Origin of the sequence: Streptomyces sp. DH24 (genome assembly GCF_029813775.1) — a bacterium.
Lineage (GTDB): Bacteria > Actinomycetota > Actinomycetes > Streptomycetales > Streptomycetaceae > Streptomyces.
This window is the reverse complement of the sequence record NZ_JARVKW010000027.1, coordinates 21,278-47,483: the sequence shown is the minus strand read 5'-3', so window position 1 is coordinate 47,483 and position 26,206 is coordinate 21,278. Positions and strand designations below refer to the sequence as shown.

23 protein-coding genes and 2 tRNA genes are annotated in these 26,206 nt (G+C 72.3%); 5 read left to right on the top strand and 20 right to left on the bottom strand.

The features are described from left to right. Positions 1-172 precede the first annotated feature (172 nt). Entirely contained in the window at positions 173-2,041 is a 1,869-nt protein-coding gene (lepA, locus tag QC282_RS21585) for a translation elongation factor 4 (protein ID WP_279551172.1), read from the bottom strand. Between the two features lie 253 nt (positions 2,042-2,294). Between lepA and rpsT the strand changes: the two genes are divergently transcribed. After that, entirely contained in the window at positions 2,295-2,561 is a 267-nt protein-coding gene (gene rpsT / locus QC282_RS21580; RefSeq protein ID WP_279551171.1) for a 30S ribosomal protein S20, read from the top strand. Positions 2,562-2,854: 293 nt separating this feature from the next. Here rpsT and holA read toward each other — a convergent pair whose 3' ends face one another. The 8 genes from holA to leuS form a co-directional block, all read right to left on the bottom strand. Continuing rightward, entirely contained in the window at positions 2,855-3,844 is a 990-nt protein-coding gene (gene holA / locus QC282_RS21575; protein ID WP_279551169.1) for a DNA polymerase III subunit delta, read from the bottom strand. Between the two features lie 88 nt (positions 3,845-3,932). Further along, positions 3,933-4,178, bottom strand: coding sequence for a hypothetical protein (locus tag QC282_RS21570; RefSeq protein ID WP_279551168.1), 246 nt, complete (start codon positions 4,176-4,178; stop codon positions 3,933-3,935). A gap of 118 nt (positions 4,179-4,296) precedes the next feature. Beyond that, the gene (locus QC282_RS21565) at positions 4,297-5,136 is read right to left on the bottom strand and encodes an arylamine N-acetyltransferase (RefSeq protein WP_279551167.1); all 840 of its coding nucleotides are present in this window, start codon (positions 5,134-5,136) and stop codon (positions 4,297-4,299) included. A 4-nt stretch (positions 5,137-5,140) separates the two neighbouring features. After that, the gene (locus tag QC282_RS21560; protein ID WP_279551166.1) at positions 5,141-7,990 is read right to left on the bottom strand and encodes a ComEC/Rec2 family competence protein; all 2,850 of its coding nucleotides are present in this window, start codon (positions 7,988-7,990) and stop codon (positions 5,141-5,143) included. Next, positions 7,987-9,201 (bottom strand): ComEA family DNA-binding protein, encoded by a 1,215-nt coding sequence (locus QC282_RS21555; protein ID WP_279551165.1) that lies wholly within the window; start codon positions 9,199-9,201, stop codon positions 7,987-7,989. The genes QC282_RS21560 and QC282_RS21555 overlap by 4 nt, the downstream gene beginning before the upstream one ends. Positions 9,202-9,314: 113 nt before the next feature. Next, the gene (locus tag QC282_RS21550) at positions 9,315-10,160 is read right to left on the bottom strand and encodes a DegV family protein (protein WP_279551164.1); all 846 of its coding nucleotides are present in this window, start codon (positions 10,158-10,160) and stop codon (positions 9,315-9,317) included. Positions 10,161-10,220: 60 nt separating this feature from the next. After that, a complete protein-coding gene (locus QC282_RS21545) occupies positions 10,221-10,958 on the bottom strand; it encodes a hypothetical protein (RefSeq protein ID WP_279551163.1) in 738 nt (245 codons plus the stop codon). A 139-nt stretch (positions 10,959-11,097) separates the two neighbouring features. Continuing rightward, positions 11,098-13,989, bottom strand: a complete 2,892-nt coding sequence (gene leuS, locus QC282_RS21540; RefSeq protein ID WP_279551162.1) for a leucine--tRNA ligase — start codon at positions 13,987-13,989, stop codon at positions 11,098-11,100. Positions 13,990-14,382: 393 nt separating this feature from the next. Between leuS and QC282_RS21535 the strand changes: the two genes are divergently transcribed. Next, a complete protein-coding gene (locus tag QC282_RS21535; RefSeq protein WP_279551161.1) occupies positions 14,383-15,690 on the top strand; it encodes a cytochrome b/b6 domain-containing protein in 1,308 nt (435 codons plus the stop codon). Next, entirely contained in the window at positions 15,687-17,297 is a 1,611-nt protein-coding gene (locus QC282_RS21530; RefSeq protein WP_279551160.1) for an NADH-quinone oxidoreductase subunit NuoF family protein, read from the top strand. The genes QC282_RS21535 and QC282_RS21530 overlap by 4 nt, the downstream gene beginning before the upstream one ends. 135 nt (positions 17,298-17,432) lie before the next feature. On the opposite strand, the gene QC282_RS21525 is transcribed toward QC282_RS21530, so the two are convergent. Further along, positions 17,433-17,505 (bottom strand) — tRNA-Ala (locus QC282_RS21525). 101 nt (positions 17,506-17,606) lie between these two features. On the opposite strand from QC282_RS21525, the gene QC282_RS21520 reads away from it, so the two are divergent. Continuing rightward, positions 17,607-18,827 (top strand): glycosyltransferase 87 family protein, encoded by a 1,221-nt coding sequence (locus QC282_RS21520; RefSeq protein WP_279551159.1) that lies wholly within the window; start codon positions 17,607-17,609, stop codon positions 18,825-18,827. Here the strand turns inward: QC282_RS21520 and QC282_RS21515 are convergent. The 9 genes from QC282_RS21515 to QC282_RS21475 form a co-directional block, all read right to left on the bottom strand. Further along, positions 18,806-19,039, bottom strand: coding sequence for a hypothetical protein (locus tag QC282_RS21515; RefSeq protein ID WP_006136074.1), 234 nt, complete (start codon positions 19,037-19,039; stop codon positions 18,806-18,808). The genes QC282_RS21520 and QC282_RS21515 overlap by 22 nt on opposite strands. Before the next feature lie 3 nt (positions 19,040-19,042). Continuing rightward, a complete protein-coding gene (locus QC282_RS21510; RefSeq protein WP_279551158.1) occupies positions 19,043-19,216 on the bottom strand; it encodes a hypothetical protein in 174 nt (57 codons plus the stop codon). A gap of 234 nt (positions 19,217-19,450) precedes the next feature. Then, a tRNA-Ala gene (locus QC282_RS21505) sits at positions 19,451-19,523 on the bottom strand. Between the two features lie 128 nt (positions 19,524-19,651). Then, complete coding sequence (locus QC282_RS21500) at positions 19,652-20,314, bottom strand: histidine phosphatase family protein (protein WP_279551157.1); 663 nt, start codon at positions 20,312-20,314, stop codon at positions 19,652-19,654. Beyond that, positions 20,311-20,754 carry a ribosome silencing factor gene (rsfS, locus tag QC282_RS21495; RefSeq protein WP_279551156.1) on the bottom strand — a complete coding sequence of 148 codons (444 nt, stop codon included), beginning with the start codon at positions 20,752-20,754 and terminating at the stop codon, positions 20,311-20,313. Before rsfS ends, QC282_RS21500 begins: the two co-directional genes overlap by 4 nt. A 46-nt stretch (positions 20,755-20,800) precedes the next feature. Further along, entirely contained in the window at positions 20,801-22,561 is a 1,761-nt protein-coding gene (locus tag QC282_RS21490) for an LCP family protein (protein WP_279551155.1), read from the bottom strand. 16 nt (positions 22,562-22,577) lie between these two features. Continuing rightward, complete coding sequence (gene nadD, locus QC282_RS21485) at positions 22,578-23,225, bottom strand: nicotinate-nucleotide adenylyltransferase (RefSeq protein WP_279551154.1); 648 nt, start codon at positions 23,223-23,225, stop codon at positions 22,578-22,580. 64 nt (positions 23,226-23,289) lie between these two features. After that, positions 23,290-23,454, bottom strand: a complete 165-nt coding sequence (locus QC282_RS21480) for a hypothetical protein (protein WP_279551153.1) — start codon at positions 23,452-23,454, stop codon at positions 23,290-23,292. A gap of 110 nt (positions 23,455-23,564) precedes the next feature. After that, positions 23,565-23,726, bottom strand: a complete 162-nt coding sequence (locus QC282_RS21475; protein ID WP_279551152.1) for a hypothetical protein — start codon at positions 23,724-23,726, stop codon at positions 23,565-23,567. 151 nt (positions 23,727-23,877) lie between these two features. Between QC282_RS21475 and QC282_RS21470 the strand changes: the two genes are divergently transcribed. Further along, positions 23,878-25,023 (top strand): M48 family metallopeptidase, encoded by a 1,146-nt coding sequence (locus QC282_RS21470; protein ID WP_279551151.1) that lies wholly within the window; start codon positions 23,878-23,880, stop codon positions 25,021-25,023. Between the two features lie 50 nt (positions 25,024-25,073). On the opposite strand, the gene QC282_RS21465 is transcribed toward QC282_RS21470, so the two are convergent. Beyond that, positions 25,074-26,147 (bottom strand): hypothetical protein, encoded by a 1,074-nt coding sequence (locus QC282_RS21465; protein ID WP_279551150.1) that lies wholly within the window; start codon positions 26,145-26,147, stop codon positions 25,074-25,076. Between the last annotated feature and the right edge of the window lie 59 nt (positions 26,148-26,206).

Here is a 26,206-nt window from a genome sequence, read left to right as displayed (position 1 = left end):
GTAACTATCGAGCAGGCATCAGGGTAAAGCGCATCCGGCCAGTACGTAAGGGCCTGCGCCCTGTCACTTCCTACAGACAGCCACCCGGTGAATGCACAGGGGCCCGCCGCACTTTCGTACGACAGGCCCCTGTTCCGCCCGGTTCGGGTGGACGATCAGCCGTAACCGGCGGTCACTTCTTGCCCTTGGCCGATGCCGCGCCGTCGTCGCTGGAGAGGACGGCGATGAAGGCCTCCTGCGGGACCTCCACGGAACCCACCATCTTCATCCGCTTCTTGCCTTCCTTCTGCTTCTCCAGCAGCTTCCGCTTACGGGAGATGTCACCGCCGTAGCACTTGGCCAGGACGTCCTTGCGGATGGCGCGGATGGTCTCGCGGGCGATGACCCGGGAGCCGATGGCGGCCTGCACCGGCACCTCGAAGGCCTGCCGCGGGATCAGCTCCTTCAGCTTGGCCACCAGCCGCACGCCATAGGCGTACGCCTGGTCCCTGTGGGTGATCGCGGAGAACGCGTCCACCTTGTCGCCGTGCAGCAGGATGTCGACCTTGACCAGGCTGGAGGTCTGCTCGCCGGTGGGCTCGTAGTCGAGGGAGGCGTAGCCGCGGGTCTTCGACTTCAGCTGGTCGAAGAAGTCGAAGACGATCTCCGCGAGCGGCAGGGTGTAGCGGATCTCCACCCGGTCCTCGGACAGGTAGTCCATGCCGAGCAGGGTGCCGCGCCGGGTCTGGCACAGCTCCATGATCGAGCCGATGAACTCGCTCGGCGCCAGGATGGTCGCGCGCACGACCGGCTCGTACACCTCGCCGATCTTCCCCTCGGGGAACTCGCTCGGGTTGGTGACGGTGTGCTCCGAGCCGTCCTCCATGACCACGCGGTAGACCACGTTCGGCGCGGTGGCGATCAGGTCGAGGCCGAACTCGCGCTCCAGGCGCTCACGGATCACGTCGAGGTGCAGCAGACCGAGGAAGCCGACGCGGAAACCGAAGCCGAGGGCGGCGGAGGTCTCCGGCTCGTAGACCAGCGCGGCGTCGTTGAGCTGGAGCTTGTCCAGCGCCTCGCGCAGCTCGGGGTAGTCGGACCCGTCCAGCGGATACAGCCCGGAGAAGACCATGGGCTTGGGGTCCTTGTAGCCGCCGAGCGCCTCCGTGGCGCCCTTGTGCTGGCTGGTGACCGTGTCACCGACCTTGGACTGGCGGACGTCCTTCACACCGGTGATGAGGTAGCCCACCTCACCGACGCCGAGGCCGTCGGCCGACAGCATCTCCGGCGAGTTGGTGCCGATCTCCAGCAGCTCGTGCGTCGCGTTCGTGGACATCATCCGGATCCGCTCACGCTTGTTGAGCTGGCCGTCGATGACACGGACGTACGTCACGACACCGCGGTAGGAGTCGTAGACCGAGTCGAAGATCATCGCGCGGGCCGGGGCGTCCTTGACGCCGACCGGGGCGGGGATCTCGGCGACGACCTTGTCCAGCAGCGCCTCGACGCCCAGGCCGGTCTTGGCGGACACCTTGAGCACGTCGTCGGGGTCGCAGCCGACCAGGTTCGCCAGCTCCTCGGCGAACTTCTCCGGCTGCGCCGCCGGCAGGTCGATCTTGTTGAGCACCGGGATGATCGTGAGGTCGTTCTCCATCGCCAGGTAGAGGTTGGCGAGGGTCTGCGCCTCGATCCCCTGGGCGGCGTCGACGAGGAGGATGGTCCCCTCGCAGGCGGCGAGCGACCGCGAGACCTCGTACGTGAAGTCGACGTGCCCCGGGGTGTCGATCATGTTGAGAATGTGCGTGTTGCTCTTGTCGTGGGTCGGGGCCCACGGCAACCGCACCGCCTGGGACTTGATCGTGATGCCGCGCTCGCGCTCGATGTCCATGCGGTCGAGGTACTGGGCGCGCATCTGCCGCTGCTCGACCACTCCGGTCAGCTGGAGCATCCGGTCGGCGAGCGTGGACTTGCCGTGGTCGATGTGCGCGATGATGCAGAAATTGCGGATCAGAGCCGGGTCGGTACGGCTCGGCTCGGGCACATGGCTAGGGATCGCGGGCACGCAGGGTCCTGATTCTTGAGGCGTCCGCAGCCGTCTGCGGTCTCGGGTCGGAACGATCGGGTCTATACGTAGGCTCCATGGTCCCACGGTTGCGGAGCCGCGACGGGTTTGGGCCACTCTCCGGCCCGCTGGTAGGCTGGGTGGCTGTGTCTCATGCCCTCTCGCAGGAGGCACAGCTTCAAGAAATCACCGGTACCAAATCATCGGCGCGGGACCCGTGCGGCCCCGTGCCAGAACCTGTAGAGGCTCATTCGTGGCGAACATCAAGTCCCAGATCAAGCGGATCAAGACCAACGAGAAGGCCCGGCTGCGCAACAAGGCCGTCAAGTCCTCCCTGAAGACCGCGATCCGCAAGGCCCGCGAGGCCGCTGCCGCGGGTGACGTCGAGAAGGCCACCGAGTACCAGCGCAATGCCGCGCGTCTGCTCGACAAGGCCGTCTCGAAGGGCGTCATCCACAAGAACCAGGCCGCCAACAAGAAGTCGGCGCTTGCTTCCAAGGTCGCGTCCGTCAAGGGCTGACTCTCTCCTTGATCTGACCGCCGGAAGGACCCAGAGCGGGCCCTCTCTCATCCGCTCCCGACCGGCACCCCGGAGCCGCACGCGGCCTGCGTTCGCCACGCGGGTGCGGCCCCAGAAGCCTGACGCGAAGGCCCCGTCCACCGCTCTTCCCCAGAGCGACCGGACGGGGCCTTCGCCGTGCGGGCGTTCGCCGTGCAGGCGTTCGCCGTGCAGGCGTTTGCCTTGCGGGCGTTTGCCGTGCGGGCGTTCGCCGTGCGGGCGTTCGCCGTGCGATGAGGGCTTGGGGTGTGGGGTTACGCGCGTCCTCGGGAACGGGCCGCCCGAGCGATCGCGACGACCGCCTTCTCCAGCGCGTACTCGGGGTCGTCGCCGCCGCCCTTCACGCCCGCGTCCGCCTCGGCGACCGCCCGCAGCGCGACCGACAGGCCGTCCGGCGTCCAGCCCCGGCTCTGCTGGCGCACCCGGTCGATCTTCCACGGCGGCATGCCCAGCTCACGGGCCAGGTCGGCGGGACGGCCGCCGCGCGCGGAGGACAGCTTGCCGATCGCGCGCACGCCCTGCGCCAGCGCGCTGGTGATCAGCACCGGCGCGACGCCCGTCGCCAGCGACCAGCGCAACGCCTCCAGCGCCTCCGCAGTCCGGCCTTCGACGGCCCGGTCGGCGACGGTGAAGCTCGACGCCTCGGCCCGGCCGGTGTAGTAGCGCCCGACGACGGCCTCGTCGATCGTCCCCTCGACGTCCGCGGCCAGCTGCGACACCGCCGACGCCAGCTCCCGCAGATCGCTGCCGATGGCGTCGACCAGCGCCTGGCAGGCCTCCGGCGTCGCCGAACGCCCCAGCGCCCGGAACTCGCCGCGCACGAACGCCAGCCGGTCCGCCGGCTTCGTCATCTTCGGGCAGGCCACCTCACGAGCGCCCGCCTTGCGCGCCGCGTCCAGCAGGCCCTTGCCCTTGGCGCCGCCCGCGTGCAGCAGCACGAGCGTGATCTCCTCGGCGGGCGCGCCGAGATACGCCTTGACGTCCTTGATCGTGTCGGCCGAAAGATCCTGTGCGTTGCGTACGACCACGACCTTGCGCTCCGCGAAGAGCGACGGGCTGGTGAGCTCGGCGAGGGTGCCGGGCTGCAACTGGTCCGAGGACAGGTCACGTACGTCCGTGTCGGCGTCGGAGGCCTTGGCGGCGGCCACCACCTCCTGCACGGCACGGTCGAGCAGAAGGTCCTCCTGGCCCACGGCAAGGGTCACCGGGGCGAGAGGGTCGTCGTTCGCAGTCTTCCTGGCCATCGCGACAAGCATCGCACGCGCCACTGACAACGCCGCCCGAGCCCGGGTGCCGGGGGGCGGCTCGTCCCGCTCGCCCCCGGTCTCCGGGTCACGGCTCCTCGCGCCAGCCGTCCCACTCGCCCGCGAACTCGTCCAGCTCCGCGGGGTCCAGCCGGTCCTTCTCGTCCCGCAGGACGACCAGCCACTGCGCGTCCTCGGCGTCGTCCTCGCCGGCCAGCGCGTCCCGGACGAGCTGCGGCTCCTCGTCCAGCCCGAACCGCTCCCCGAGTGCCTCGGCCGCCTCCTGCGCGGCATCTCGGTCGGGCAGCACCAGCACATGTCTCACGTCGCTCACGACAGCCATTGTCCGCTACCGCCCGGCGCCCGAACGGCCAGGTCAGGCCCCGGGACACGAGCCGCCGGGTCCAGGGATGCCCGGCGGTGGGAGACAGGCCCGGCCTTGCCTGGCCCGATCAGCCGCCCCAGGCCGACTTGCGCACCACCGGCACCCTGTCGAGCACGATCCCGAACCGTTCCCGGTACACCGCCAGCACCTCCTCGTCCCCGTCCAGCTCACGCTCCTCGCGCCCGCCGCCCGGCGCCGTCTCCGTCAGCCGACGGCCGCCGAGCGTGATCCGCCCGCCGTCCTCCCTGACCCGCGAGCACACCAGCGACCGCGTGAAGTGCGACCTGGGCGACGTGCTGTGCCACCACGCCCCGGCCACGAAGTCGTCGAGTACCCGCGGCCGTACCTCCACGCGATACTCGGGACTGCCGTCACGGCTCACCTCCAGATCCGCGGCCACCGCCACCTCGTGCCCGCCGCGCACCCCGGCCGCGTCCGGCGCCGCCTCGACAATCCTGAACGTGCCGCCCGGGTCCGGCTGTTCACCCCGGTCACCGAACTCCAGCGGGTAGTGGCTGTGCGCCCCGAAGCCGACGTCGGCCAGCCAGTCGCCCCCGTCCACCGTCCGCACCCGCAGCGCGAGATGGTCGTACGGAATCCCGAGCCGCTCCTCGTCGATCCGCACCCGCCCCGCGAGCAGCGTCACCTCGAAACCGAGCGCGGTCAGCAACGCCCCGAACGCGCCGTTGAGTTCGTAGCAGAAACCGCCCCGGTGCTCGGCCACCACCTTGTCCAGCAGCCGCTGCTCCTCGAGCACGATCTCCTCACCGAGGTGGATGGAGAGGTTCTCGAAGGGCACGGTCTGCAGGTGGCGCAGGTGCAGTTCGCGCAGAACGTCGACGGTGGGCCACGCCGGCCGGGCGACTCCCAGCCGCTGGAGGTAGGCATCGACCTGTTCGGGTTTCATGACCTCAGTCTCGCGCCACCTCCAGACGCCCGCCCGCGCTGCCCGTGACGGCCAGCGCACCGTCGCGGTCCGTCCGCAGCACCACCGCTCCCCCGGCACGCAGCGCGGCCAGCGTGCTCGGAGCCGGGTGGCCGTACGAGTTGTCCGCCCCGGCTGAAATGAGTGCCAGTCGCGGGGCCGCCCTGCGCATGAGGTCCGGGTCCTGATGGGCCGAGCCGTGATGGGCGACCTTGAGCACGTCCACACCCTTCAGTTCCGCGCCCGCCGGGGAATCCGCCAGCGCCCGCTGCGCCGGGGGTTCGAGGTCCCCGAGCAGGAGCAGACGGAGCCCGGCGATCCGGACGAGCAGGGTCACGCTGGCGTCGTTCGCTCCTTCGGGGGTGTGGGTGGGGCTCGGACTGCTGCCCGGTGGGAAGCGGGCTGGGGGCGGGTGAGGCGGGCGCGGGCTTCCGTCCGGTGGGAAGCGGTCCGGTGGGAGGTGGGCTGGTGGGGAGTGCGGTGGGCCCGGGTTTCGGTCCGGCGGGGCATGCGTGGGCGGAGGCCACAGGACCTGCCAGGACAGCTCGCCGACGCGGCGTTCCAGTCCGGCGGCGGCCGGCGTCACGGGGACTCCCCGGGCCGCCGCCACCCTGTGGCCGAACGCCGCCTGGCCGGCCGGCTCGGCGAACCCCGTCGTCTCCACGGCCCCGACCGAGCGTCCCCGCAGCACGCCGGGCAGGCCCGCCACATGGTCCGCGTGGAAGTGGGTCAGCACGACGAGCGGGACCCGGGTGACGCCCAGCGAACGCAGACAGCGGTCGACGAGCACCGGGTCGGGACCGGCGTCCACGACCACGCCGGTGCCCTCGCCCGCCGACAGCACCATCGCGTCGCCCTGCCCCACGTCGCACATCACCATCCGCCAGCCCGGCGGCGGCCAGCCCGTGACCACCCTGGTCAGCGGCGCCGGCCGCAGCACCACCAGGACCAGCAGCAGCACACAGGCCCCGCACCACCAGGGGTGCCCGAGCAGCCGCCGCCCGGCGAGCAGCAGGGCCACGGTGGCGGCACCCAGCAGTGCCGCCCCGGTCCAGCCGCCGGGCCAGTCCACTCCCGACCCGGGCAACGCCGCCCCGGTACGGGCCACCGCCGCCAGCCCCTCGGCGGGCCAACTCCCGCACCACGCCAGCGCCTTCGCCACCGGCATGGCCAACGGTGCCGTCCCCAGCGCCGCGAAACCCAGCACCGTGGCCGGGGCGACCGCGAACTCCGCGAGCAGGTTGCACGGCACGGCCACCAGGCTCACCCGTGCCGACAGCACGGCGACGACCGGCGCGCACAGGGCCTGGGCGGCGCCCGCCGCGGCCAGCGCCTCGGCCAAGCCGGGCGGCACCCCGCGCCGGCGCAGCGCCGCGCTCCACCGGGGCGCGAGCGTGAGCAGGGCGCCGGTGGCCAGCACGGAGAGCAGGAAGCCGTAGCTGCGGGCCAGCCACGGGTCGTACAGCACCAGCAGCAGGACGGCCGTCGCCAGCGCCGGGAGGAGGGTCCGGCGCCGTCCCGTGGCGAGTGCCAGCAGCGCGACGGAACCGCAGGCCGCGGCCCGCAGCACGCTCGGGTCGGGTCTGCACACGACGACGAACCCGAGCGTGAGCACTCCGCCGAGCACGGCCGTCTGACGCAGGGAGATACCGAGGCGGGGCGCCAGACCGCGGCGCTCGGCACGCTGGGCGAGGCCCGGTGGTCCGAGGAGCAGGGCGAGCAGGATGGTGAAGTTGGCCCCGGATACGGCGAGCAGGTGTGTGAGGTCGGTCTCCTTGAAGGCCGCGTCCAGCTCCGGTGTGACCCGCGAGGTGTCCCCGACGACCAGGCCCGGCAGCAGCGCCCGCGCGTCGGCCGGCAGACCGTCGGTGGCCTCCCGCAACCCGGCGCGCAACCGGCCCGCGAACCGCTGCGGCCTCGACGGCTCGCCCACCACGTCCGGCGCCGCCCGCGCCCGTACCCGCAGCACGGCGGCGACGCGGTCACCGCCTTCCCTCGCGGGCGCGAGGCGCGCGGTGACCCGGAGCCGGGTCGACGGCAGCAGCCCGAGCCAGGGCGAACCCGCAGGTCCACCGTGGGAAGCCCGCGAGCCGTCGGGCTCGTCCTCCGCCCCCGCGTCGCCCGCTCCGACGTCCACGATGATCAGCACCGGCGCCCGGGTCGCCACCGCCGTCCCGCCCGCCTCCTCGACGCGGCGCACGTCGGCTCCGATCAGGGCGGCCGTCGGTGCGATGCGAGGGCCGTCGACCCGCGGCCGGGTGAGCCGGGGGTCGGCGGTGACCTCTACCTCGGCGGTCACGGTCGCGTACCGCCGCGCCAGGTCAGGGACGGGCCCCCGGCGCACATCCGCCCCGTGCAGCCCCGCCGACGCGGCCGACGCCGCGACACAGAGCAGCAGCGCGGCAACTGTCGTACGGGTCCAGGAGGTTCGGGGTGGGCGGAGGCCGACAACGCGGGGCGGGCCGTCGCCGGACGCGGGACCACCGGGCGGGCAGGCGCCAGACCCCGAGCCGTCGAACTCGCGCCTCTGGGCGACCCGCCCCCCACTACCACCACCCCGCCCCCCAAGCCCCCAACGCACACGCCCCCTGGACACCACCAGCACGCCACCGAGAACCGCACAGACCGCGGCCACACCCCCGACCCACCCGGGCGGTGCATCCACCAGCAGCGCGGCCGTGGCCCATGCCCCGAGCGCGGGCGGCACCAGACGCAGGTCCGCCGGCCCTTCCTGCCGGGGGCGGGCCGCGCCGAGCCGTTTCCCGGACGCGGCGTGTACGGCGCGGCGGCGAGCGGCGGGTCCCGGGCCACCCGGCGGGGCGAGGGCGCCACTCATGGCCGTACGAGGTTCCGCAGGTCGGCGAAGCGGCGCTCGCCGATGCCGGTGACCTCGCGCAACTCGTCCACCGAGCGGAAACCGCCGTGCTGGGTGCGGTAGTCCACGATGTGCTGAGCGAGGACGGGGCCGACACCCGGCAGGGTGTCCAGCTGCTCGACGGTGGCCGTGTTGAGGGAGACGGGAGCCGTCGGGACCTGCCCCGCCCCACCAGCCGCGCCCGCCGCTCCCGCCGAGCCGCCGCCGGTGGTGGACGCGCCGCCCGGTCCGGCGCCCGCGGGGACCGGACCGCCCACGACGACCTGTTCCCCGTCCACGAGGAAACGAGCACGGTTGAGGGTGTCGGTGTTGGTGCCGGGCCGCACTCCGCCCGCCGCGCGCAACGCGTCCGCGACCCGGGAGCCGGCCGGCAGCCGGTGGATGCCTGGCTCGCGCACCTTGCCGCTGACGTCGACCACGATCTCCGCGCCTGCCGTGGCGGGGGCCTTGGGAGCGGCTGTCCCCGGGCCGCCTTTCGCGGGCGGTTCTCGGTCGTCGTAGGGCGCCGCCGCCCGCACCACCTCGGGCGCCCGCACGGTCTGCGTGCGGCCGGCCCAGAAGTGCTGTGCGGCGAAGGCCGCGGCGACGACGAGCAGGGCCGTGAGCGCCAGCACGCTCCGCCGCTCCACACCGCACCTCGCCTGCAACCACACGGGCATCCGCTCCCGTAGGGCGGGCCCGACCCGCTCCCGCAAGGTCAGACCGGCAGCATCCGGCTCGTCGCCGTCGTCCGCGCCGTCCACCACACGCTCCCCGGCTCCGGTGCGCCCACGGACGCCCTCAGGACCGGTCCCAGCACCCGAGCACTCCGGCGGCCTCTCCGACAGCCGCGCCAACTCGTCCGGCACGGGCGACCCGGTCGGCACGATCGACCCGGTCGGCACGAGCGACCCGGGCGGCACGGCAGCCCCATCAGATGACGCCCCTGACACCTCTGACGCCCATGCCACCCCCGAACGCCCCCCAGCGTCACCCACCCCCTCCCCGAACAACACCTCCGCCCGCCGGCGGACCTCCTCCGCCGACGCCTGCTCGTGCCGGTGCCGGTACCGGTGCCGCAGCCGCCCGCGCGGAAGGTGTGAACGGCGGTGTCGGGTGCGGCCGTCGGAGGCAGGTCCCCTGCCCGGGCCGCTGGTCGCGGTCGCTGCGCGTGGACGTGATCGAAGTGCCATGCGACGAGGATCGGGCAGACCGCACCCACCGCGATGATCTTGGTCGATTCCCGGGGACTACCGCCCGGTTGTGGAAAACTCCGTCACCCGTACGAGTGGCTCGGCCGCCCGCGTCACCGCGCCGAGACCACAACCCCCAGCAGCCCGGGGCCGGTGTGCGCCCCGATCACCGCACCCACCTCACTCACATGCAGGTCCACCAGGCCGGGCACCCGGGTCCGCAGGCGGTCCGCGAGGGCCGACGCCCGGTCGTGGGCGGAGAGATGGTGCACGGCGATGTCGACCTCGGCGCTGCCCGCCCGGTCCGCCACGATCTCCTCCAGGCGGGCGATCGCCTTCGACGCCGTCCGTACCTTCTCCAGCAGGTCGATGCGCCCGCCGTCGAGTTTCAGCAGCGGTTTCACGGCGAGCGCCGATCCGAACAGGGCCTGGGCGGCGCCGATCCGGCCGCCCCTGCGCAGATAGTCGAGGGTGTCGACGTAGAAGTAGGCGGAGGTGCCCTCCGCCCGTTTCTCCGCTGCCGTGACGGCCTCGTCCACCGTGCCGCCCGACTCCGCCGCCTCCGCCGCGGCCAGCGCGCAGAACCCGAGGGCCATCGCGACCATCCCGGTGTCCACGACCCGCACCGGCACCGGCGCCTCGCGTGCCGCGACAAGCGCGGCGTCGTACGTGCCGGACAGTTCGGCGGAGAGGTGGAGGGAGACGATGCCGGTGGCGCCGGACTCGGCGACCTCGCGGTAGGTTCGCGCGAACACCTCGGGGCTCGGGCGCGAGGTGGTGACCGAGCGTCGCTTCTGCAACGCCTGGGCCAGAGAACGGGTCGAGATCTCGGTGCCCTCTTCCAGTGCCTGGTCGCCGAGGACCACGGTCAGCGGTACCGAGGTGATGCCGTGGCGCTCCATCGTCCGGGCCGGCAGGTAGGCCGTGGAATCGGTGACGATGGAGACATGACGGGACATGTGCTGGAGGTTACCTGGCGTAGTGCCCGTGCGGCAGCCCGGCCCCGTTCACACCACGGCTCAAGTGGTGCTCTCGGGGCGGGCCTTCTTCTGCCAGGGGTAGGTGGGGCGGCGGCCCGGCGGGTCGAGGGCGGGCCGGGCCGGTTCCTCAGGGGTGTCCGACCGCGGTGTCTCCGGCCAGGTCTGCCGCGGTGCGGGGCCGTCCGCGGCGGCCGGGGCCTCGGGCCACGGGGGCGGTGCGGCCGACGGCTCCGCCGCGTCCCAGTGGCGCAGGGCGCCCGCCTCCATGTCGATCTGGGTGCTCAGGGAGTCCAGGTCGTCGTCGGCGAAGCGGCGGGCGCGGTCGCGGGCGGCCCAGCGCAGGGAGTCCGCTGACTGTGTGATGCGCTCGGTGCGCTCGCGCAGCGCGGGCAGCCGCTCGGCTAGCGCGGCCCGGTCCGGCTCGGACTCCAGTCGCCGCAGTTCGCCGTCCAGCTCGTGTCCGTGCGCGCTGAGCCGCTCGAAGAGGCCGAGGGACTCCTTCAGCGACGCGTCCTCGGCGGCGCTCGCCTGCAGCGCGTCCTGCGTGGCGCGCATCGACGTGCGCAGCTTCAGCCGCAGTTGCGCGATCTCGCCCGCCGGGCCGGGCTGGGTGAAGGACTTGGCCCGCAGGGTGTGGTCCTCGACCGTGCGGCGGGCCTGCGTGAGGGTGCGGTCCACGCCGCGCTTGGCGGCGCCGACGGCCTTCACGGTGGCGTACGCGCCGAGCGCCACGAGCAGCACGAAGAGCAGGGCGAACACGGCGATGACTGCTTCCACGATGCTCCTCCTCGGCGGCCACGGCCCGTATCGCGCCGCTCTTCAACGGTAAACGCAACGGGCAGGTCCGGAGTTCCGGCAGAACCCCGAACCTGCCCGTAGGGGATCACCCCGAGCTCGGGCGGGCGACCGCCCGGCATCACGCCGGAACGATGTTCACCAGCTTCGGCGCGCGCACGATCACCTTGCGGATGCCGGCGTCGCCCAGCGCCGCGACCACCTTCTCGTCGGCCAGCGCGACCTTCTCCAGCTCGTCGTCGGAGATCGCCGGGGACACCTCCAGACGGGCCTTGACCTTGCCCTTGATCTGCACGACGCAGGTCACGGTCTCGTCCAGGACGTACGCCGGGTCGGCGACCGGGAAGTCCTGGTGGACGACCGAGTCCGGGTGCCCCAGCTTGCGCCACAGTTCCTCGGCGATGTGCGGGGCCAGCGGCGCGACCATCAGCACCAGCGGCTCGGCGACGGACCGCGGCACCGGGGCCGCCGCCTTCGTCAGGTGGTTGTTCAGCTCGGTGACCTTGGCGATGGCGGTGTTGAAGCGCATGCCCTCCAGGTCGCCGCGCACCCCGTCGATCGCCTTGTGCAGGGCCCGCAGCGTGTCCTCGTCGGGCTCGGCGTCGACGACGGTGACTTCGCCGGTGTTCTCGTCGACGATGTTGCGCCACAGCCGCTGCAGCAGCCGGAACTGGCCGACCACCGCGCGCGTGTCCCACGGCCGGGAGACGTCCAGCGGGCCCATGGCCATCTCGTACAGGCGCAGCGTGTCGGCGCCGTACTCGGCGCAGATCTCGTCCGGGGTGACCGCGTTCTTCAGGGACTTGCCCATCTTGCCCAGCAGCCGGGAGACCTTCTCGCCCTGGTAGTAGTACGCGCCGTCGCGCTCCTCCACCTCGGCGGCCGGCACGGCGATGCCGCGGCTGTCGCGGTACACGTAGGCCTGGATCATGCCCTGGTTGAACAGCTTGTGGAACGGCTCGGCGGAGGAGACGTGCCCCAGGTCGTACAGCACCTTGGACCAGAAGCGCGCGTACAGCAGGTGCAGCACGGCGTGCTCGGCGCCGCCGACGTACAGGTCGACGCCGCCGTGCGGCTGACCTTCGCGCGGGCCCATCCAGTACTGCTCGACGGCCGGGTCGACCAGCTTCTCGGAGTTGTGCGGGTCCAGGTAGCGCAGCTCGTACCAGCAGGAACCGGCCCAGTTGGGCATGGTGTTGGTCTCGCGCCGGAACGTGCGCGGGCCACGGCCGTCGCCCAGGTCCAGCGTGACGTTGACCCAGTCCTCGTTGCGGGACAGCGGCGTCTCGGGCTGGGTGTCGGCGTCGTCCGGGTCGAAGGTGCGCGGCGAGTAGTCCTCGACCTCGGGCAGCTCCAGCGGCAGCATCGACTCGGGCAGCGCGTGGGCGATGCCGTCCTCGTCGTAGACGATCGGGAAGGGCTCGCCCCAGTAGCGCTGGCGGCTGAACAGCCAGTCGCGCAGGCGGAAGTTGACGGTGCCCTCGCCGACGCCGGACCGCTCCAGCCACTCGGTGATGCGGGCCTTGGCCTCCGCGACGCCCAGGCCGTCCAGGGAGACCTGGTCGTTGGAGGAGTTGATGATCTTCGCGTCGTAGGAGGAGAAGGCGTCCTCCCACGTCGAGGTGTCGGTGCCGCGGCCGTCGGTCGGCTCGACGATGCAGTGGATCGGCAGCTCGAAGGCGCGCGCGAACTCGAAGTCGCGCTGGTCGCCCGCCGGGACGGCCATGATCGCGCCGGTGCCGTAGCCCATCAGGACGTAGTCGGCGATGAAGACCGGGATGCGCGCGCCGTTGACCGGGTTGGTGGCGTAGGCGCCGATGAAGACGCCGGTCTTGTCCTTGGCCTCGGCCTGCCGCTCCACGTCGGACTTGGAGGCGGCCTGCGCGCGGTACGCGGCGACGGCCTCGGCCGGGGTGGCGTGGCCGCCGGTCCACACGTCGTGGGTGCCCTCGGGCCAGGCGGCTGGGGTGAACTTCTCGACCAGCGGGTGCTCGGGCGCCAGCACCATGTAGGTCGCGCCGAACAGGGTGTCCGGGCGCGTGGTGAACACGGTGATGCGCTCGCCGTCGATCGGGAAGTCGACGCGGGCGCCCTCGGAGCGGCCGATCCAGTTGCGCTGCTGCAGCTTGATGGCCTCGGGCCAGTCCAGCGCGTCCAGGTCCTCCAGCAGCCGGTCGGCGTAGGCGGTGATGCGCATGTTCCACTGGCGCAGCTTGGCCTTGAAGACCGGGTAGTTGCCGCGCTCGGAGCGGCCGTCGGCGGTGACCTCCTCGTTGGCCAGCACGGTGCCCAGGCCGGGGCACCAGTTGACCGGCGCGTCGGAGGCGTAGGCCAGCCGGAACTCGCCCAGCACGTCGGCCTGCTCGGCGGCGCTCAGGTCGCTCCACGCGCGCGTGGGGTGGCCCGGAACGGTGCGCTCACCGGAGGCGAACTGCTCGATCAGCTCGGCGATCGGCCGGGCCTTCTTCGCCTCGTCGTCGTACCAGGAGTTGAAGATCTGCAGGAAGATCCACTGGGTCCACTTGTAGTAGTCCGGGTCGATCGTGGCGAAGGACCGGCGCTTGTCGTGGCCCAGGCCCAGCCGGCGCAGCTGGGACTTCATGTTCTCGATGTTGGCCTCGGTGGAGACACGCGGGTGCGTGCCGGTCTGCACGGCGTACTGCTCGGCGGGCAGGCCGAAGGCGTCGAAGCCCAGGGTGTGCAGGACGTTGTGGCCGGTCATGCGCTGGAACCGGGCGAAGACGTCGGTGGCGATGTAGCCCAGCGGGTGGCCGACGTGCAGCCCCGCACCGGAGGGGTACGGGAACATGTCCATGATGAACTTCTTGGGCCTGGCGACCAGCTCCGGGTCGCCCGCCAGGTCGCCGCTCGGGTTCGGCGCCGCGTAGGTGCCCTCGGCGTCCCAGAAGTCCTGCCAGCGTGCCTCGATCTCGGCCGCGACGGCGGCCGTGTAGCGGTGCGGCGCGGCCTCCGCCGCCCCGGCGGCGGTGGCAGCGGGGTTCGTCTCGCTCATGTCCTCAAAGCTCCATCGATCGTCTCTGCCGACTGCTGCGACTTCTCGAGAAACGAAAAATCCCCTCGCACAGGAGGGGATGCCGCGCCGATTCCGGCACCCGGTTCTCGCGGGTGGCCGGGACTGATCAGCGCGGCTCGCTAAGCAGGAGGCGTACGGCACGCATGGCGCTAGGGTACCGCAGCCGTCGAGCGGGCCGCGACGGCGTTGTTCTTGAGCCACACTCGCGACCGCCACCTAGGGTTACTTCGCGTAACAACCGCAACGGGACAACACAACGAGCGCATTGTCATTTGATAACAGCCCAATAACTCAAACCTCCTACCGATCGGTATGGCGGCGCTTAGAGTGCGGCAGCGGGACCGCTTACCCGAACTGCTCGGAGTTGCCCCCATGAACCCTCGTAGTAGTCATCGTTCGCTCCCCCGCTCGGGCCGCTCGGCCTACGGGACGGCGTCGGCCGTCGTGCTGCTCCTCACGCCCGTGATCGTGCTGGCCGGAGGTGACGGCGTCCGGGAGTTCCTGAACTTCGGCGCGGGCGTCCTCTCCCTCGTCTCGCTCAGTTGCTCGGTGGTCTGGGGCCTCGTCGCCCAGGACCGGATCTTCCTCGACGCGCGCCAGCGGATCATCGGGCAGGCGGTCCACCGGACGACCGCGGTCGCCTCGATCGCGTTCCTGCTGCTGCACGTCTTCACCAAGATCGCGCTCGACCACACGGAGCCGATCGCCGCGGTGCTCCCCTTCGCGCTGGGCGTCACCGGCAGTGAAGGCCTGATCGGGCTCGGTTCCGCCGCGGGGCTCCTCATGGTCTTCGTGGGCGTCACCGGCGCCCTGCGCAGCGCCTTCGCCTCCCCCGCCCCGGTCGCCGCCCGCTGGCGGGCCATGCACATGCTGGCCTACCCGGCCTGGTGCGCCGCCCTGGTCCACGGCCTCTACGCGGGCCGGGCCGCCAAGCCGGTCTTCGTGTTCCTGTACGGGCTGTGCGTCCTCGGCGTGCTGGCGGCCCTCGCGCTGCGCGCGGCGCCCCGCCCGGTCAAGCGCCGGGTCGCGGACCGGATCGCCGAGTTTCTGAGCGGCGGCGAGCAGTCCGCCAGGGAGGACAGGGAGGACAGGGAGGACCTGGACGCGAGCCGCGCGAGGGCGGCGGAACCGGCGCTGCCGGGATACGCACCCACCGCGCGGGCGCGCACGGGGGCTTCGTACGCGGCACGCGCGCAAGGCGGGTACGACACGGCCGGACGGGAGCCCGTGAACGGCTTCGCCGCCGCCTACCGGGCCGTCTCGTCCTCCGCGCGCGGGCAGCGGCGGCAGCCCTTCGCGGCCGAGCGGACCACGCGCGTGGACGTGCCGCCGGACCCGCGCCCCGCGGAGGCGATGCCGTACGCCGACAGCGGCACGAGCGCCTCGGGCAACTGGCCCGTCCCGTCCCCGCCGCCGGTCGGCGAGGCCCCGCCGTCGTCCTACGACCCGCTCAACGACACGGGACACACCATCCCGGCCTACGACAATCCGGGCGCCGCCGGCCACGGACCGAGTGACGTGTACGACACCGGTGAGACGAACACCCGCTACGGCACGTACTACCCGGACGACACGTACAACAGCGGTCCCGCCACTGAAACACTGCCCGGTGCCTCCTACGACTTCGGCGCACCGGGTCCGGGCGAACCTTGGAACACGCCTTCCGGAGGCAACGAGTGAACGAGGCCCTGCCCGACGTACCCGAAGTCCGCGTGGTCGGTCTTCCCCAGCTCACGTCGGGCTTCGACCTTGTCGAACGACTTGACCTGCCCATGCACCTGAAGGTGCACGGGCCGCTCGAACCGATGGGCGGCGAGCAGCTCGCGCGGCTCGCCGACCGCATCAACCTCAGGGGACGCGGCGGCGCCGGGTTCCCCTTCCACCAGAAGCTGCGGTCGGTCGCCGAGTCGGCGATCAAACGCGGGGTACGGCCGGTCGTCGTCGTCAACGGCAGCGAGGACGAACCGGCCTGCCGCAAGGACACGGTGCTCATCAACCGCGCCCCGCACCTCATCCTGGACGGCGCGCTGCTGTGCGCCGAGGCCCTCGGGGCACGCCGGCTCGTGATCGGCGTGACCCGGGAGTCCACCCAGCGCTCGATGGAGGCCGCGCTGGCCGAGCGCGGGCTCAGCAACGGACGCCGGTCCGTGCTCCGCGCGCGCGTGCAGCGCAACCCGGTGCGCATGGTCACGGGCGCGGCGGCCTCGCTGGTCCGCTCCATCGACGGCGGCCCGGCGATCCCGCCGGGCCGCAAGGTCAGCGCCTCCCGGAGCGGCGTCGGCGGCGCGCCCACCCTGCTGTCGAACGCCGAGACGTTCGCGCAGCTCGCGATCGCCGCCCGCATCGGCCCGGACCGCTACGGCAACACCGGCCTGTACGACGAGCCGGGCACCGTCATGCTCACGGTCGCCGGCGCGGTCGCCCGCCCGATGGTGATCGAGGTCCCCACGGGCGTGCCACTGCGCTACGTCCTCCAGCTCGCCGGCGCCCCGCCGCTGCCGCAGGGCGTGCTGACCGGCGGCTACCACGGCAAGTGGATCGACTCGGCGACCGTCGGCGAGGCGATCGTCTCCCGCAACTCCCTCGACCAGGTGGGCGGTTCGCTGGGCGCCGGCGCGATCCTGCCGATCGGTCAGGACACCTGCCCGCTGGGCGAGTCGCTCAGGGTGGCGCAGTGGCTGGCCGAGGAGAGCGCGGGCCAGTGCGGTCCCTGCTACCTGGGCCTGCCGGCGGCGGCGCGCGGCCTGGCGGACATCCTGGACGGCGGCGGCCCGGCCGCCCTGGAGGCGCTGAAGCAGGTCACGCGGAACGTGAAGCGGCGCGGGGCGTGTTCGCACCCGGACGGCTCGGCGATGTTCATCGAGTCGACCCTCAAGGCGTTCACCGACGACCTCGCCGCGCACGTCCTCGGCAACGGCTGCGGACGGCCCGTGGAGGGCGTTCTGCCGCTCTTCAACGGGGGCAGGGCACCGACGGGCGTCCCGGGCGGCGGCGCGGCCGGTGAGAACGGCCTCGGTCGTCAGAAGATCTACGTCGACTGGACGCTGTGCCGGGGCCACGGCCTGTGCGCGGACATCCTCCCGGAGGTCTTCCAGCTCGGCGCCGACGGCTTCCCGACGGTGGCACAGGCGGAGATCCCGCGCTACGCGGAGGCGAAGGCGATGCGCGCCGTGCGGCGGTGCCCCGCGCTCGCCCTGCGCATCGAGGAGGACACCCGCGCGCAGGCGCCGACCCGCAACCTGCCGGTGCTGTCCCAGGGCCGGGGCCGCCGCGCCCTGGGACGCTGAGACCCGTGGCCCGGCCCGGCTCGTCCGGGCCGGGCGTCCTACTGGCCGAGCAGCCGAACCAGCTGAACCAGTCGAACCAGTCGAGGGAACGACGAAGGCGGGTCATCCGATCGGATGACCCGCCTTCGACTGCTGTGGAGCTAAGGAGAATTGAACTCCTGACCTCCTGCATGCCATGCAGGCGCTCTACCAACTGAGCTATAGCCCCTTGCCCTGCTCCGCCCGGTCTCCCCGGCGGCGACAGCAACATTACACGGTCCCCCCGGGACAACACCAAATCGTTTCCGTTCCGGACGGATTCGGCCGCTAATGTCGCCTCCCGTGTCCGTGATCGCTTTCTCCGCCGTCCACCGCCGCGTCCCGGTCCCGCTGACGGCGTGCCTCGTCTCCTTCGCGGCGTTCTGGGCGGCGCAGCGGGCGGCGGACGTCTCGATGATCGACCTGCTGGTCTACCGGGCCGAGGGCGAGGCCGTACGGGCGGGCGGGGATCTGTACGGCCTGCGCGTGACCGACGCCGATCTGCCGCCCACCTACCCGCCGTTCGCCGCGCTGCTGTTCGTCCCGCTCACGCTGCTCGACACGGAGAGCATGCGCGTGCTGGCGACCGCCGGGAACCTCGCGCTGCTGGTGCTGTTCGTGCGGCTGTCGCTGCGGCTCGTGGGGCACACGCGCGTGGAGAGCGTCTGGTGGGCCGCCGCGGTGGCGGTGTGGTGCGAGCCGGTGTGGACGACGCTGCGCTACGGACAGATCAACCTGCTGCTCGCCGTCCTGGTGCTGTGGGACCTGTCACGGCGCCCCGGCGACCGCTGGGCCGGGGCCGGCATCGGGCTCGCGGCGGCCGTGAAGCTGACGCCCGCGCTGTTCGCGGTGTTCCTGTTCGCCACCGGGGTCGCGGCTCTCGTCCGGGGCGGCTCCGGCGGGCCCTGGCTGCGGCACGCGCGCGGGGCGGTGGCCTGGTTCGCCGGGGTGACGCTGGTGACGGCGGCGGTCCTGCCGTACGACTCGTGGCGGTTCTGGGCGGGCGTGATGTTCGAGGCCGACCGGGCCGGACACCCGGAGCAGACCGCGAACCAGGCGCTGCGCGGTGTTCTCGCCCGCCTGCTGCACACGCCCGATCCCGGCGGCTGGTGGCCGGCGTGCGCCGTCCTGGTCGCGCTCGCGGGGCTGGCCGTGGCGGTGGCGGCGGAACTGCGCGGGCTGCGGGACGTGGCGGTGGTCGCCTGCGCGATGACGGCGCTGCTGGTCAGCCCGGTGTCGTGGTCCCACCACTGGGTGTGGTGCGTGCCGCTGGTGCTGCTGCTGGCGGCGCGCGGGCACCGCCGGGCCGCGCCGGCGGCGCTGCTGGTGTTCTCCTCGTACGCCCTGTGGTGGGTGCCGCACGGGGACGGGCGGCCCGAACTGCGTCAGGGCGCCGTCGAGTTGACGCTGTCGGGGCTGTACGCGGGTGCCGCCTGCGCGTTCCTGGCGTACGCCGGGACCGCCCGGCGGACCGGGGCTCCCGCCCGGCGTCAGGCCGTGACGAACGAGTAGAACCGCTTGAGGGTGCAGTGCTCCTCCAGGAGGCGGCCGTAGATCGGCTCACCCTCCAGTTCGCGGTACGTCTCGATCGGGTCGCCTTTTATGATCAGCGCCCGCGCGCATTCCTCGCACCAGTACTGGTAGTCGGGATTGATCGGCTCCATGTCCCGCACGATCGGCGTCCCGCTGCCGCACCAGTCGCACTTTCGCCTGTGTGCACCCATCGATCAGCTCCAGCTGTGGCCGCAGGCCGTGCACACGTAGGAAATCCCGCCGTTGTCGCCGAGCACTTGGGCCACGTGGGCGGAACCGCAGGAAGGGCAGCTGAGGCGAGTGGTCGTGTCCCTTGTCACGCCGGCGTCGAGGAGATGGTCGACCTCCTCGAGGATGCTGGCAGGCATCGCAACTCCCTCCCGTCGGGCCGCGCCCCCTTCGGCCGTTTGATTCTGCCACGGCGGGACCAATACGGTCAGCGACGCCTCAGTACCAGTCCGGACACGGCACCCTCGGCGCCCCCGGTTCGCGCACGTCGGCACGCCCGCCGGTGTCGTCGCAGAGGTATACGCCCGCCGGGCGCCGGCTGCTCAGGCGGACAACGAAAAATCCCGCCCCCCGGAGGGGACGGGATTCGTCCGTGGAGCTAAGGAGAATTGAACTCCTGACCTCCTGCATGCCATGCAGGCGCTCTACCAACTGAGCTATAGCCCCTTGCGCCGCGCGGCCGGGCCGCTTGGCTTTCGCCCCGCTCGGCGGGGCGAACAAGAAGAACTTTAGCCTGCGACCTGCCAGAAAGTGAAATCCGGGTCCGGCCCCTGCCGCGCAGGTCGGGCGGCCCCTCAGTCGTCGTCGCCGAGGACCGCCTCCGGCAGGGTGCCGGCGTTGTGCTCCAGCAGCCGCCAGCCCCGGCCGCCCTCGCCGAGGACGGACCAGCAGCAGTTGGTGAGACCGCCCAGGCTCTCCCAGGCGTGGGGCGGCAGACCCAGCAGACGACCGATGGTGGTGCGGATCGTGCCGCCGTGGCTGACGACGACGAGCGTGCCGTCGTCGGGCAGCTTCTCGGCGTGCCGGAGCACCACCGGGGCGGCGCGGTCGGCGACCTCGGTCTCCAGTTCGCCGCCGCCGCGGCGCACCGGCTCGCCGCGCTTCCACGCGTCGTACTCGGCGCCGTACCGGGCGATGATCTCGTCGTGCGTCAGGCCCTGCCACACGCCCGCGTAGGTCTCGCGCAGGTTCTCGTCCAGGGTCACCGCGAGGCCGGTACGCGCGGCCAGCTCGGCCGCCGTGTCCGCGGCGCGCCGGAGGTCCGAGGCGACGATCGCGTCGGGCTTCAGGGAGGCGAGCAGCCGGGCGGCGCGGCGGGCCTGGCCGACGCCGGTCTCGGTGAGCGGGACGTCCGTGGTGCCCTGGAAGCGGCGTTCCACGTTCCACGAGGTCTGGCCGTGGCGCCACAGGATGACGCGGCGGCCCCGGCGGGCGCCCACCTCACCGGTGGCGCTCACCAGTCACCGCCCAGATCCGCGGCCTCCTCCTCGGCGCGCAGCCTGGCGTGCTCCTCGGCCTTGCCCCGGGTGGCCCGGGCGTCCTCGGGCAGCTCCAGCTCGGGGCAGTCCTTCCACAGCCGCTCCAGGGCGTAGAAGACCCGCTCCTCGCTGTGCTGGACGTGGACGACGATGTCGACGTAGTCGAGCAGGACCCAGCGGGCCTCGCGGTCGCCCTCGCGGCGGACCGGCTTGGCGCCGAGTTCCTTGCTGAGGCGTTCCTCGATCTCGTCGACGATGGACTTGACCTGGCGGTCGTTGGGCGCGGAGGCCAGCAGGAAGGCGTCCGTGATCGACAGTACGTCGCTGACGTCGTAGGCGACGATGTCGTGCGCGAGCTTGTCGGCAGCCGCCTGGGCGGCGGTGTTGATCAGCTCGTGAGAGCGGTCCGTTGCGGTCACTACAAGGCTTTCGATCGGCGGTCGGTTGACATCAAGGGTCTCACGGTCAGCCGGAAGCACCCGACGGCTCGTAGTCCTGGCCCAGGACGACCGAGACGGTCGCGTTCGCGGAGACCTTGCCCTGGGTGACGGAGCTGGTGGGCAGCCCCAGGGTCTTGGCGACCTCGGTGGCGTTCTCCTTGTCGGCGGCGTCGGCGTAGGTGACGGTGGACGTCGCCGCGGCGTCGGCCGTGCCGCCCTCCAGGAAGGTGAAGCCGCCGTTGAGGAGGACGACGCGGGCCTTCTCGGTGTTGGCCTTGTCGCCGGTGGCGTTGCGTACGGAGACGCTGACGGCGGCGTCCTTGTCGGGGCTCTTGGCGGTGCCGCCGAGGACGTCCTCCACGACGCCGTCGCTCGCCTGCCGGTCGAGTGTGCCGTCCGTCCGCACGGGCAGCAGGGCCGTTTTGTAGTCGCCGCCCTTGGCGCGGTCGGCGAGTCCGGCGAGGAAGGTGCCGAGGTCCTTGTCGGTCAGCGACGGGTCGAGGATCTGGCCGAGGGTCTGGACCGTGGTCGTGGCGGCGCCCGGGTCGGACGTCATCTTGCGCAGCACGCCCTGCATGACCTGCCCGAACCGCTCCAGCTGGGCGTCCGACGCCTCGCCGGGGTCCTGGTACGTGGCGTAGGCGACGGCCATCTTGCCGCTGAGGGTCTGGTTCTCGCCGGCGCGGACGAGCGGGCTCGCGCCCTTCTTGTCCTTGGCGGCGGGGTCGGGGACGTCGGCGTTGGTGTCGACCTCGATGTTGCCGACGATGTCGACCAGGTTCTGCAGGTAGGGCGTGTCCAGGCGCCAGGTGCCCTGGATGCTGGTGCCGAGGACGGTGTCCAGGGCCTGCCGGGTGCCGTCGGTGCCGTCGTCCTCGACGGACTTGGCGAGCGTCGTCGTGGTGCCGTCGTCGCCGGTCAGGGCGAGGGAGTTGGGCAGCAGGACGGTGGTGCCCCGCTTGGTGGTGGTGTTGTCGACGAGCAGGGCGGTGGCGGTGCTGCCGCCCTTGGTGTCGTGCAGGTGGACGACGATCACGTCGCGCTTCTGCGCGCCCGCGGCCGTGGCGCCGCCGTTGCCGGAGCCGGAGGAGGACAGGCCGGGCAGCTTCCCCGCGTACCAGAGGTAGCCGACGCCGCCGGCCGCGCACAGGGCGAGGACGACGACCAGGGCGATCACCCGCGCCCGTGCCCGGCGCTTGGCCTCCTCGCGGCGCTCGGTGCGGTTCTCGGTGAACTTCAGCCAGTCGATGACGTCCTCGGAGTCGTTGTCCGGGTCCTCGACGAAGGCGAACTGTTCGGTGCGGTACTCCCCCTCGTCCCGCCGGCCGGTCTCCGGCTCGGGGTCGTCGGCCGGGCCGCCCTGCTGCGGGATGTACGCGGTCTGCTGCTCGGCAACCCGGGACTGCTGTCCGCTCGCGGCAGCCGGGTCGTGGGGCGCCGCGGCGGGGCCGCCCTGCTGTCCGCCGCCGTAGGAGCCGTAGGAGTCGTAGGAGGCGTAGGGGTCGTAGGAGCCCGGGGACTGCTGCCCGGTGCCGTACGGGTCGTGCGGCGGGACCGGCTGCTGGTTGCCGGTGTCGTAGGGGTCGTACGGCGGCGCGGGCTGCTGCTGGGTGCCCGCGGCGTACGGGTCGTAGCCGTAGCCCTGCTGGGCGTACGGGTCGTGGGCCTGTTGCTGCTGCGGCTGCTGCTGCGCCGGGACCTGCCGGTACACAGGTTGGCCGTACTCGTCGTAGCCGACGAGTACGTACTGGTCGCCCCCGTAACCAGCGTCGTATCGGTCGTTCACCGGTGCCCCTCTCGGCTCACTCGCCGCGGTACAGCTCGCGCTTGTCGATGTAGCGCACGACTCCGTCCGGCACCAGGTACCAGACGGGGTCACCCTTGGCGACTCTCGCACGGCAGTCCGTGGAGGAGATGGCGAGGGCCGGGACCTCGACGAGCGAGACGCCGCCCTCCGGAAGCCCGGCGTCCGTCAGATGGTGGCCGGGCCGGGTGACTCCGATGAAGTGTGCCAGGGAGAACAGTTCCTCGCTGTCGCGCCAGGTGAGGATCTGGGCGAGGGCGTCGGCACCGGTGATGAAGAACAGGTCCGTGTCCGGGTTGAGGACGCGCAAGTCGCGCAGGGTGTCCACGGTGTAGGTGGGGCCGCCGCGGTCGATGTCGATGCGGCTGACGGAGAACTGCGGGTTCTCGGCGGTCGCGATGACCGTCATCAGATAGCGGTCCTCGGCCGGGGAGACCGCGCGGTGACTCTTCTGCCACGGTTGGCCGGTCGGGACGAACACCACCTCGTCGAGGTGGAACTGCGCGGCGACCTCACTGGCCGCCACGAGGTGCCCGTGGTGGATCGGGTCGAAGGTGCCGCCCATGACGCCGAGACGCCGCTTGCCCGACCGCGCGGGGCCGTCCGTGTCGTTCACCGGACCGGTAGGCATGTCCTGCTCTCCCATGCGTGCAGACCCTACCGGCCCGGTCCGGGGACCTCCCCGGGCGCCCGGGGAGGGCGTCCGGGACTCAGCGGTCGCGGTTGAAGAGGGTGGTGATCCACAGCAGGATCAGCAGGACGAGGAGCGCGCCGCCGCCCGTCACGTACGGGTTGAGGCTCTCGTGGTTTCCGCCGTGCTCTCCGCCCTCGGCGGCGAGGGTGACCAACTGGGCAGCGGTGCTGTGGAAGCTCATCTTCGGCAGGACCTATCCGGTGTGGGCGGGATAAAGACGTCGACACATCGTATGCGGGCGCCTCGGCGGCGCTCACGCCGACTCCACCGTTGGGGAACCTTCGGGCGGCGTCAGTCGTCCTTCCGCTTGTAGCCCCGCAGCAGGAACCACGCAGTGAGCACGCAGCCCACCACCATCACGATCAGGACGACCCGGAGCAGATTCCCCGCCCCTTGCTGTTCGGCGGCGTGCGCGGCCTCGGCGAGCCAGGCGGCGCGAGGGGTGTGCTCCATGGCGTGGGCTCCGTTCGCTGTACTGCGCTTCCACGGTAGCTCCGCCTAGGCTGGAGCCGGCCTCGGGGGCGCGAAGGACACGCAAGGGCCGCCCAGGGCCGGTGAGGGCCGGGCACGAGACGCGGCCATACAGACGCACATGGGGGAAGACATGTCCGACGGCCAACAGCACAGCGGGCACGAGCGCGTGCCGAGCAGGCAGCGCAGGCGCTTCCCGGAGATCTCCTCGCGTGCGTACGAGCATCCGGCCGACCGTTCCGCCCTGGTGGCGCTGCGCAAGCTGAGCGGCTTCGACACGGTGTTCAAGGCGCTGAGCGGCCTGCTGCCCGAGCGGAGCATGCGGCTGCTGTTCCTCTCCGACTCGGTGCGCGTCTCCGACCAGCAGTTCTCGCACCTGAACGACATGCTGCGGGACGCCTGTTACATCCTGGACCTGGAGAAGGTCCCGCCGATGTACGTCAACCAGGACCCGCAGCCCAACGCGATGTGCATCGGCCTGGACGAGCCGATCATCGTCGTCACCACCGGTCTGGTGGAGCTGCTCGACGAGGAGGAGATGCGGGCCGTCGTCGGGCACGAGGTGGGGCACGCGCTGTCCGGCCACTCGGTGTACCGGACGATCCTGCTGTTCCTGACCAGCCTCGCCGTCCGGGTGGCCTGGATCCCGCTGGGCAACCTGGCGATCACGGCGATCGTGACCGCGCTGCGCGAGTGGTTCCGCAAGTCGGAGCTGTCAGCGGACCGCGCGGGTCTCCTCGTCGGCCAGGACCTGGCGTCCTCGATGCGCGGCCTGATGAAGATCGCGGGCGGCAACCACCTGCACGAGATGAACGTGGACGCGTTCCTGGCCCAGGCCGACGAGTACGAGGCGGGCGGCGACCTGCGCGACTCGGTGCTGAAGATCATGAACGTGCTGCCGCGTTCCCACCCGTTCACCACCGTCCGCGCGGCCGAGCTGAAGAAGTGGGCCGAGTCCCGCGACTTCCAGCGGATCATGGACGGCCACTACCCGCGGCGCGGCGAGGACGGCGACGCCTCGGTGCGGGACTCCTTCCGGGAGTCGGCGGCGAGCTACGCGAGCCAGGTGAAGAACTCGAAGGACCCGCTGATGAAGCTGGTCAGCGACATCACCGGCGGCGCCGGGGACCTGGGCGACCGGGTGCGGCGCGGCTTCGGCGGTTTCTCGGGCGCGGCGCCGAAGGACCGACCGACCGACTCGTCAGGCTCCTCCGGCTCGTCAGGCTCCTCCGGCTCCTCCGGCTCCTCCGACGACATTCCGCCCCGCGACCAGGGCTGACGGCAGCGCCCGTCACGGCCGCGCACCGGCGCTGACGCGCCGGGCGTCCGTCACACCCGGGGCAGCGCGCTCCTGGCCAGCGATCCGCACAGGGCGGTGGTGCTGCCCGTCGCGTACGGGTCGGTGTCGGCCGGGCCGCCCTCCTTCGCGGTCTGGCCGGCGAGCAGCGGGCGCAGCCGGTTCGAGGCGTCCTCGGCGCAGGACAGCGGCCCGGCCCGGACGTAGGAGACGAGCACCTGGGCCTGGTGCAGGCGCAGGTCCTCGCGGTCGAAGCGGAAGTGCAGCTCGCGGCGGACGGTGAACAGGGAGGCCTCGGCCCGGTCGTCGGCGCCGGCCGGCCGCAGCGCGTAGACGGTGGTGTGGTCGGCGGTGACCTCAAGGGTCGCGGCGTCCGCCTCGGTGGCCTCCAGGTTGCCCTGGACGCGGATCCCGCGGTCGGCGAGCTCGGCGCGGGCGGGGTCGAGGCGGATCAGCCAGCCGGTCGGCGCGTGCCGGCCGTCGGCGGCGGGGCGCTGGAAGCTCTGGTCGAACTGGTCGAGCTGGTCGGGGTCGAGCAGCACCCGCACCGAGCGGACGTCGCCGCCGGTGAGCACGGCGGGGTCGAGCGCGGACCGCACGATGTAGTCCTTGGCGGTGCTCAGCGCGGTGATGACCTGGCCGTCGGAGAAGTGGGCGGTGCGCCGGGCGGGCGGCAGCGGTATGCCCTCGGCGCCCACGCGGAACTGCGCGGCGGGGCTGTGCTCGTACAGGAAGTCCGGGTCGGCGGCCCCGGGCACCTCGCCGCCGGGGGCCAGCGGTACGACGGTCATCCGCAGCGGCTCGGCGGGTTCCCGGGCGGCCGGGGTCTGGTAGGGGTGCCGGACGCCCATGTAGATGGCGGTGCCGAAGGCGACGGCGATCAGCAGGACGAGGACCAGTGCCTGCCGGGGCAGGCCGCCGCGGCGCAGGGGCGGGCGGCTGCGGACGGCGGGCGCGTGGTCGGTGATGCGTTCCTGCGCGGAGTACTCCTGGAGGCGGGCAGCACGGACGAACGACTCGTCGAAGACGACGGACCGGTACTCGTCCTCGCCGCCTCCGGGGCCACCCTCGGGCGTCCCCTCAGGCGGGTCTCCAAGCCCTCCCATACCTTCAGGGTAGGTCTCCGGGGGGCGGGGTAAACGCGGCCGTACGCGTCAAGTCCTGT

Excerpts from the sequence above, each read along its gene's own strand:
- holA (WP_279551169.1), bottom strand. The coding sequence starts at position 3,844 with ATGGCCAGGAAGACTGCGAACGACGACCCTCTCGCCCCGGTGACCCTT.
- QC282_RS21565 (WP_279551167.1), bottom strand. The coding sequence starts at position 5,136 with ATGAAACCCGAACAGGTCGATGCCTACCTCCAGCGGCTGGGAGTCGCC.
- QC282_RS21560 (WP_279551166.1), bottom strand. The coding sequence starts at position 7,990 with ATGAGTGGCGCCCTCGCCCCGCCGGGTGGCCCGGGACCCGCCGCTCGC.
- QC282_RS21555 (WP_279551165.1), bottom strand. The coding sequence starts at position 9,201 with ATGGCACTTCGATCACGTCCACGCGCAGCGACCGCGACCAGCGGCCCG.
- QC282_RS21550 (WP_279551164.1), bottom strand. The coding sequence starts at position 10,160 with ATGTCCCGTCATGTCTCCATCGTCACCGATTCCACGGCCTACCTGCCG.
- leuS (WP_279551162.1), bottom strand. The coding sequence starts at position 13,989 with ATGAGCGAGACGAACCCCGCTGCCACCGCCGCCGGGGCGGCGGAGGCC.
- QC282_RS21535 (WP_279551161.1), top strand. The coding sequence starts at position 14,383 with ATGAACCCTCGTAGTAGTCATCGTTCGCTCCCCCGCTCGGGCCGCTCG.
- QC282_RS21520 (WP_279551159.1), top strand. The coding sequence starts at position 17,607 with ATGTCGCCTCCCGTGTCCGTGATCGCTTTCTCCGCCGTCCACCGCCGC.
- QC282_RS21515 (WP_006136074.1), bottom strand. The coding sequence starts at position 19,039 with ATGGGTGCACACAGGCGAAAGTGCGACTGGTGCGGCAGCGGGACGCCG.
- QC282_RS21510 (WP_279551158.1), bottom strand. The coding sequence starts at position 19,216 with ATGCCTGCCAGCATCCTCGAGGAGGTCGACCATCTCCTCGACGCCGGC.
- nadD (WP_279551154.1), bottom strand. The coding sequence starts at position 23,225 with ATGGGAGAGCAGGACATGCCTACCGGTCCGGTGAACGACACGGACGGC.
- QC282_RS21480 (WP_279551153.1), bottom strand. The coding sequence starts at position 23,454 with ATGAGCTTCCACAGCACCGCTGCCCAGTTGGTCACCCTCGCCGCCGAG.
- QC282_RS21475 (WP_279551152.1), bottom strand. The coding sequence starts at position 23,726 with ATGGAGCACACCCCTCGCGCCGCCTGGCTCGCCGAGGCCGCGCACGCC.
- QC282_RS21470 (WP_279551151.1), top strand. The coding sequence starts at position 23,878 with ATGTCCGACGGCCAACAGCACAGCGGGCACGAGCGCGTGCCGAGCAGG.
- QC282_RS21465 (WP_279551150.1), bottom strand. The coding sequence starts at position 26,147 with ATGGGAGGGCTTGGAGACCCGCCTGAGGGGACGCCCGAGGGTGGCCCC.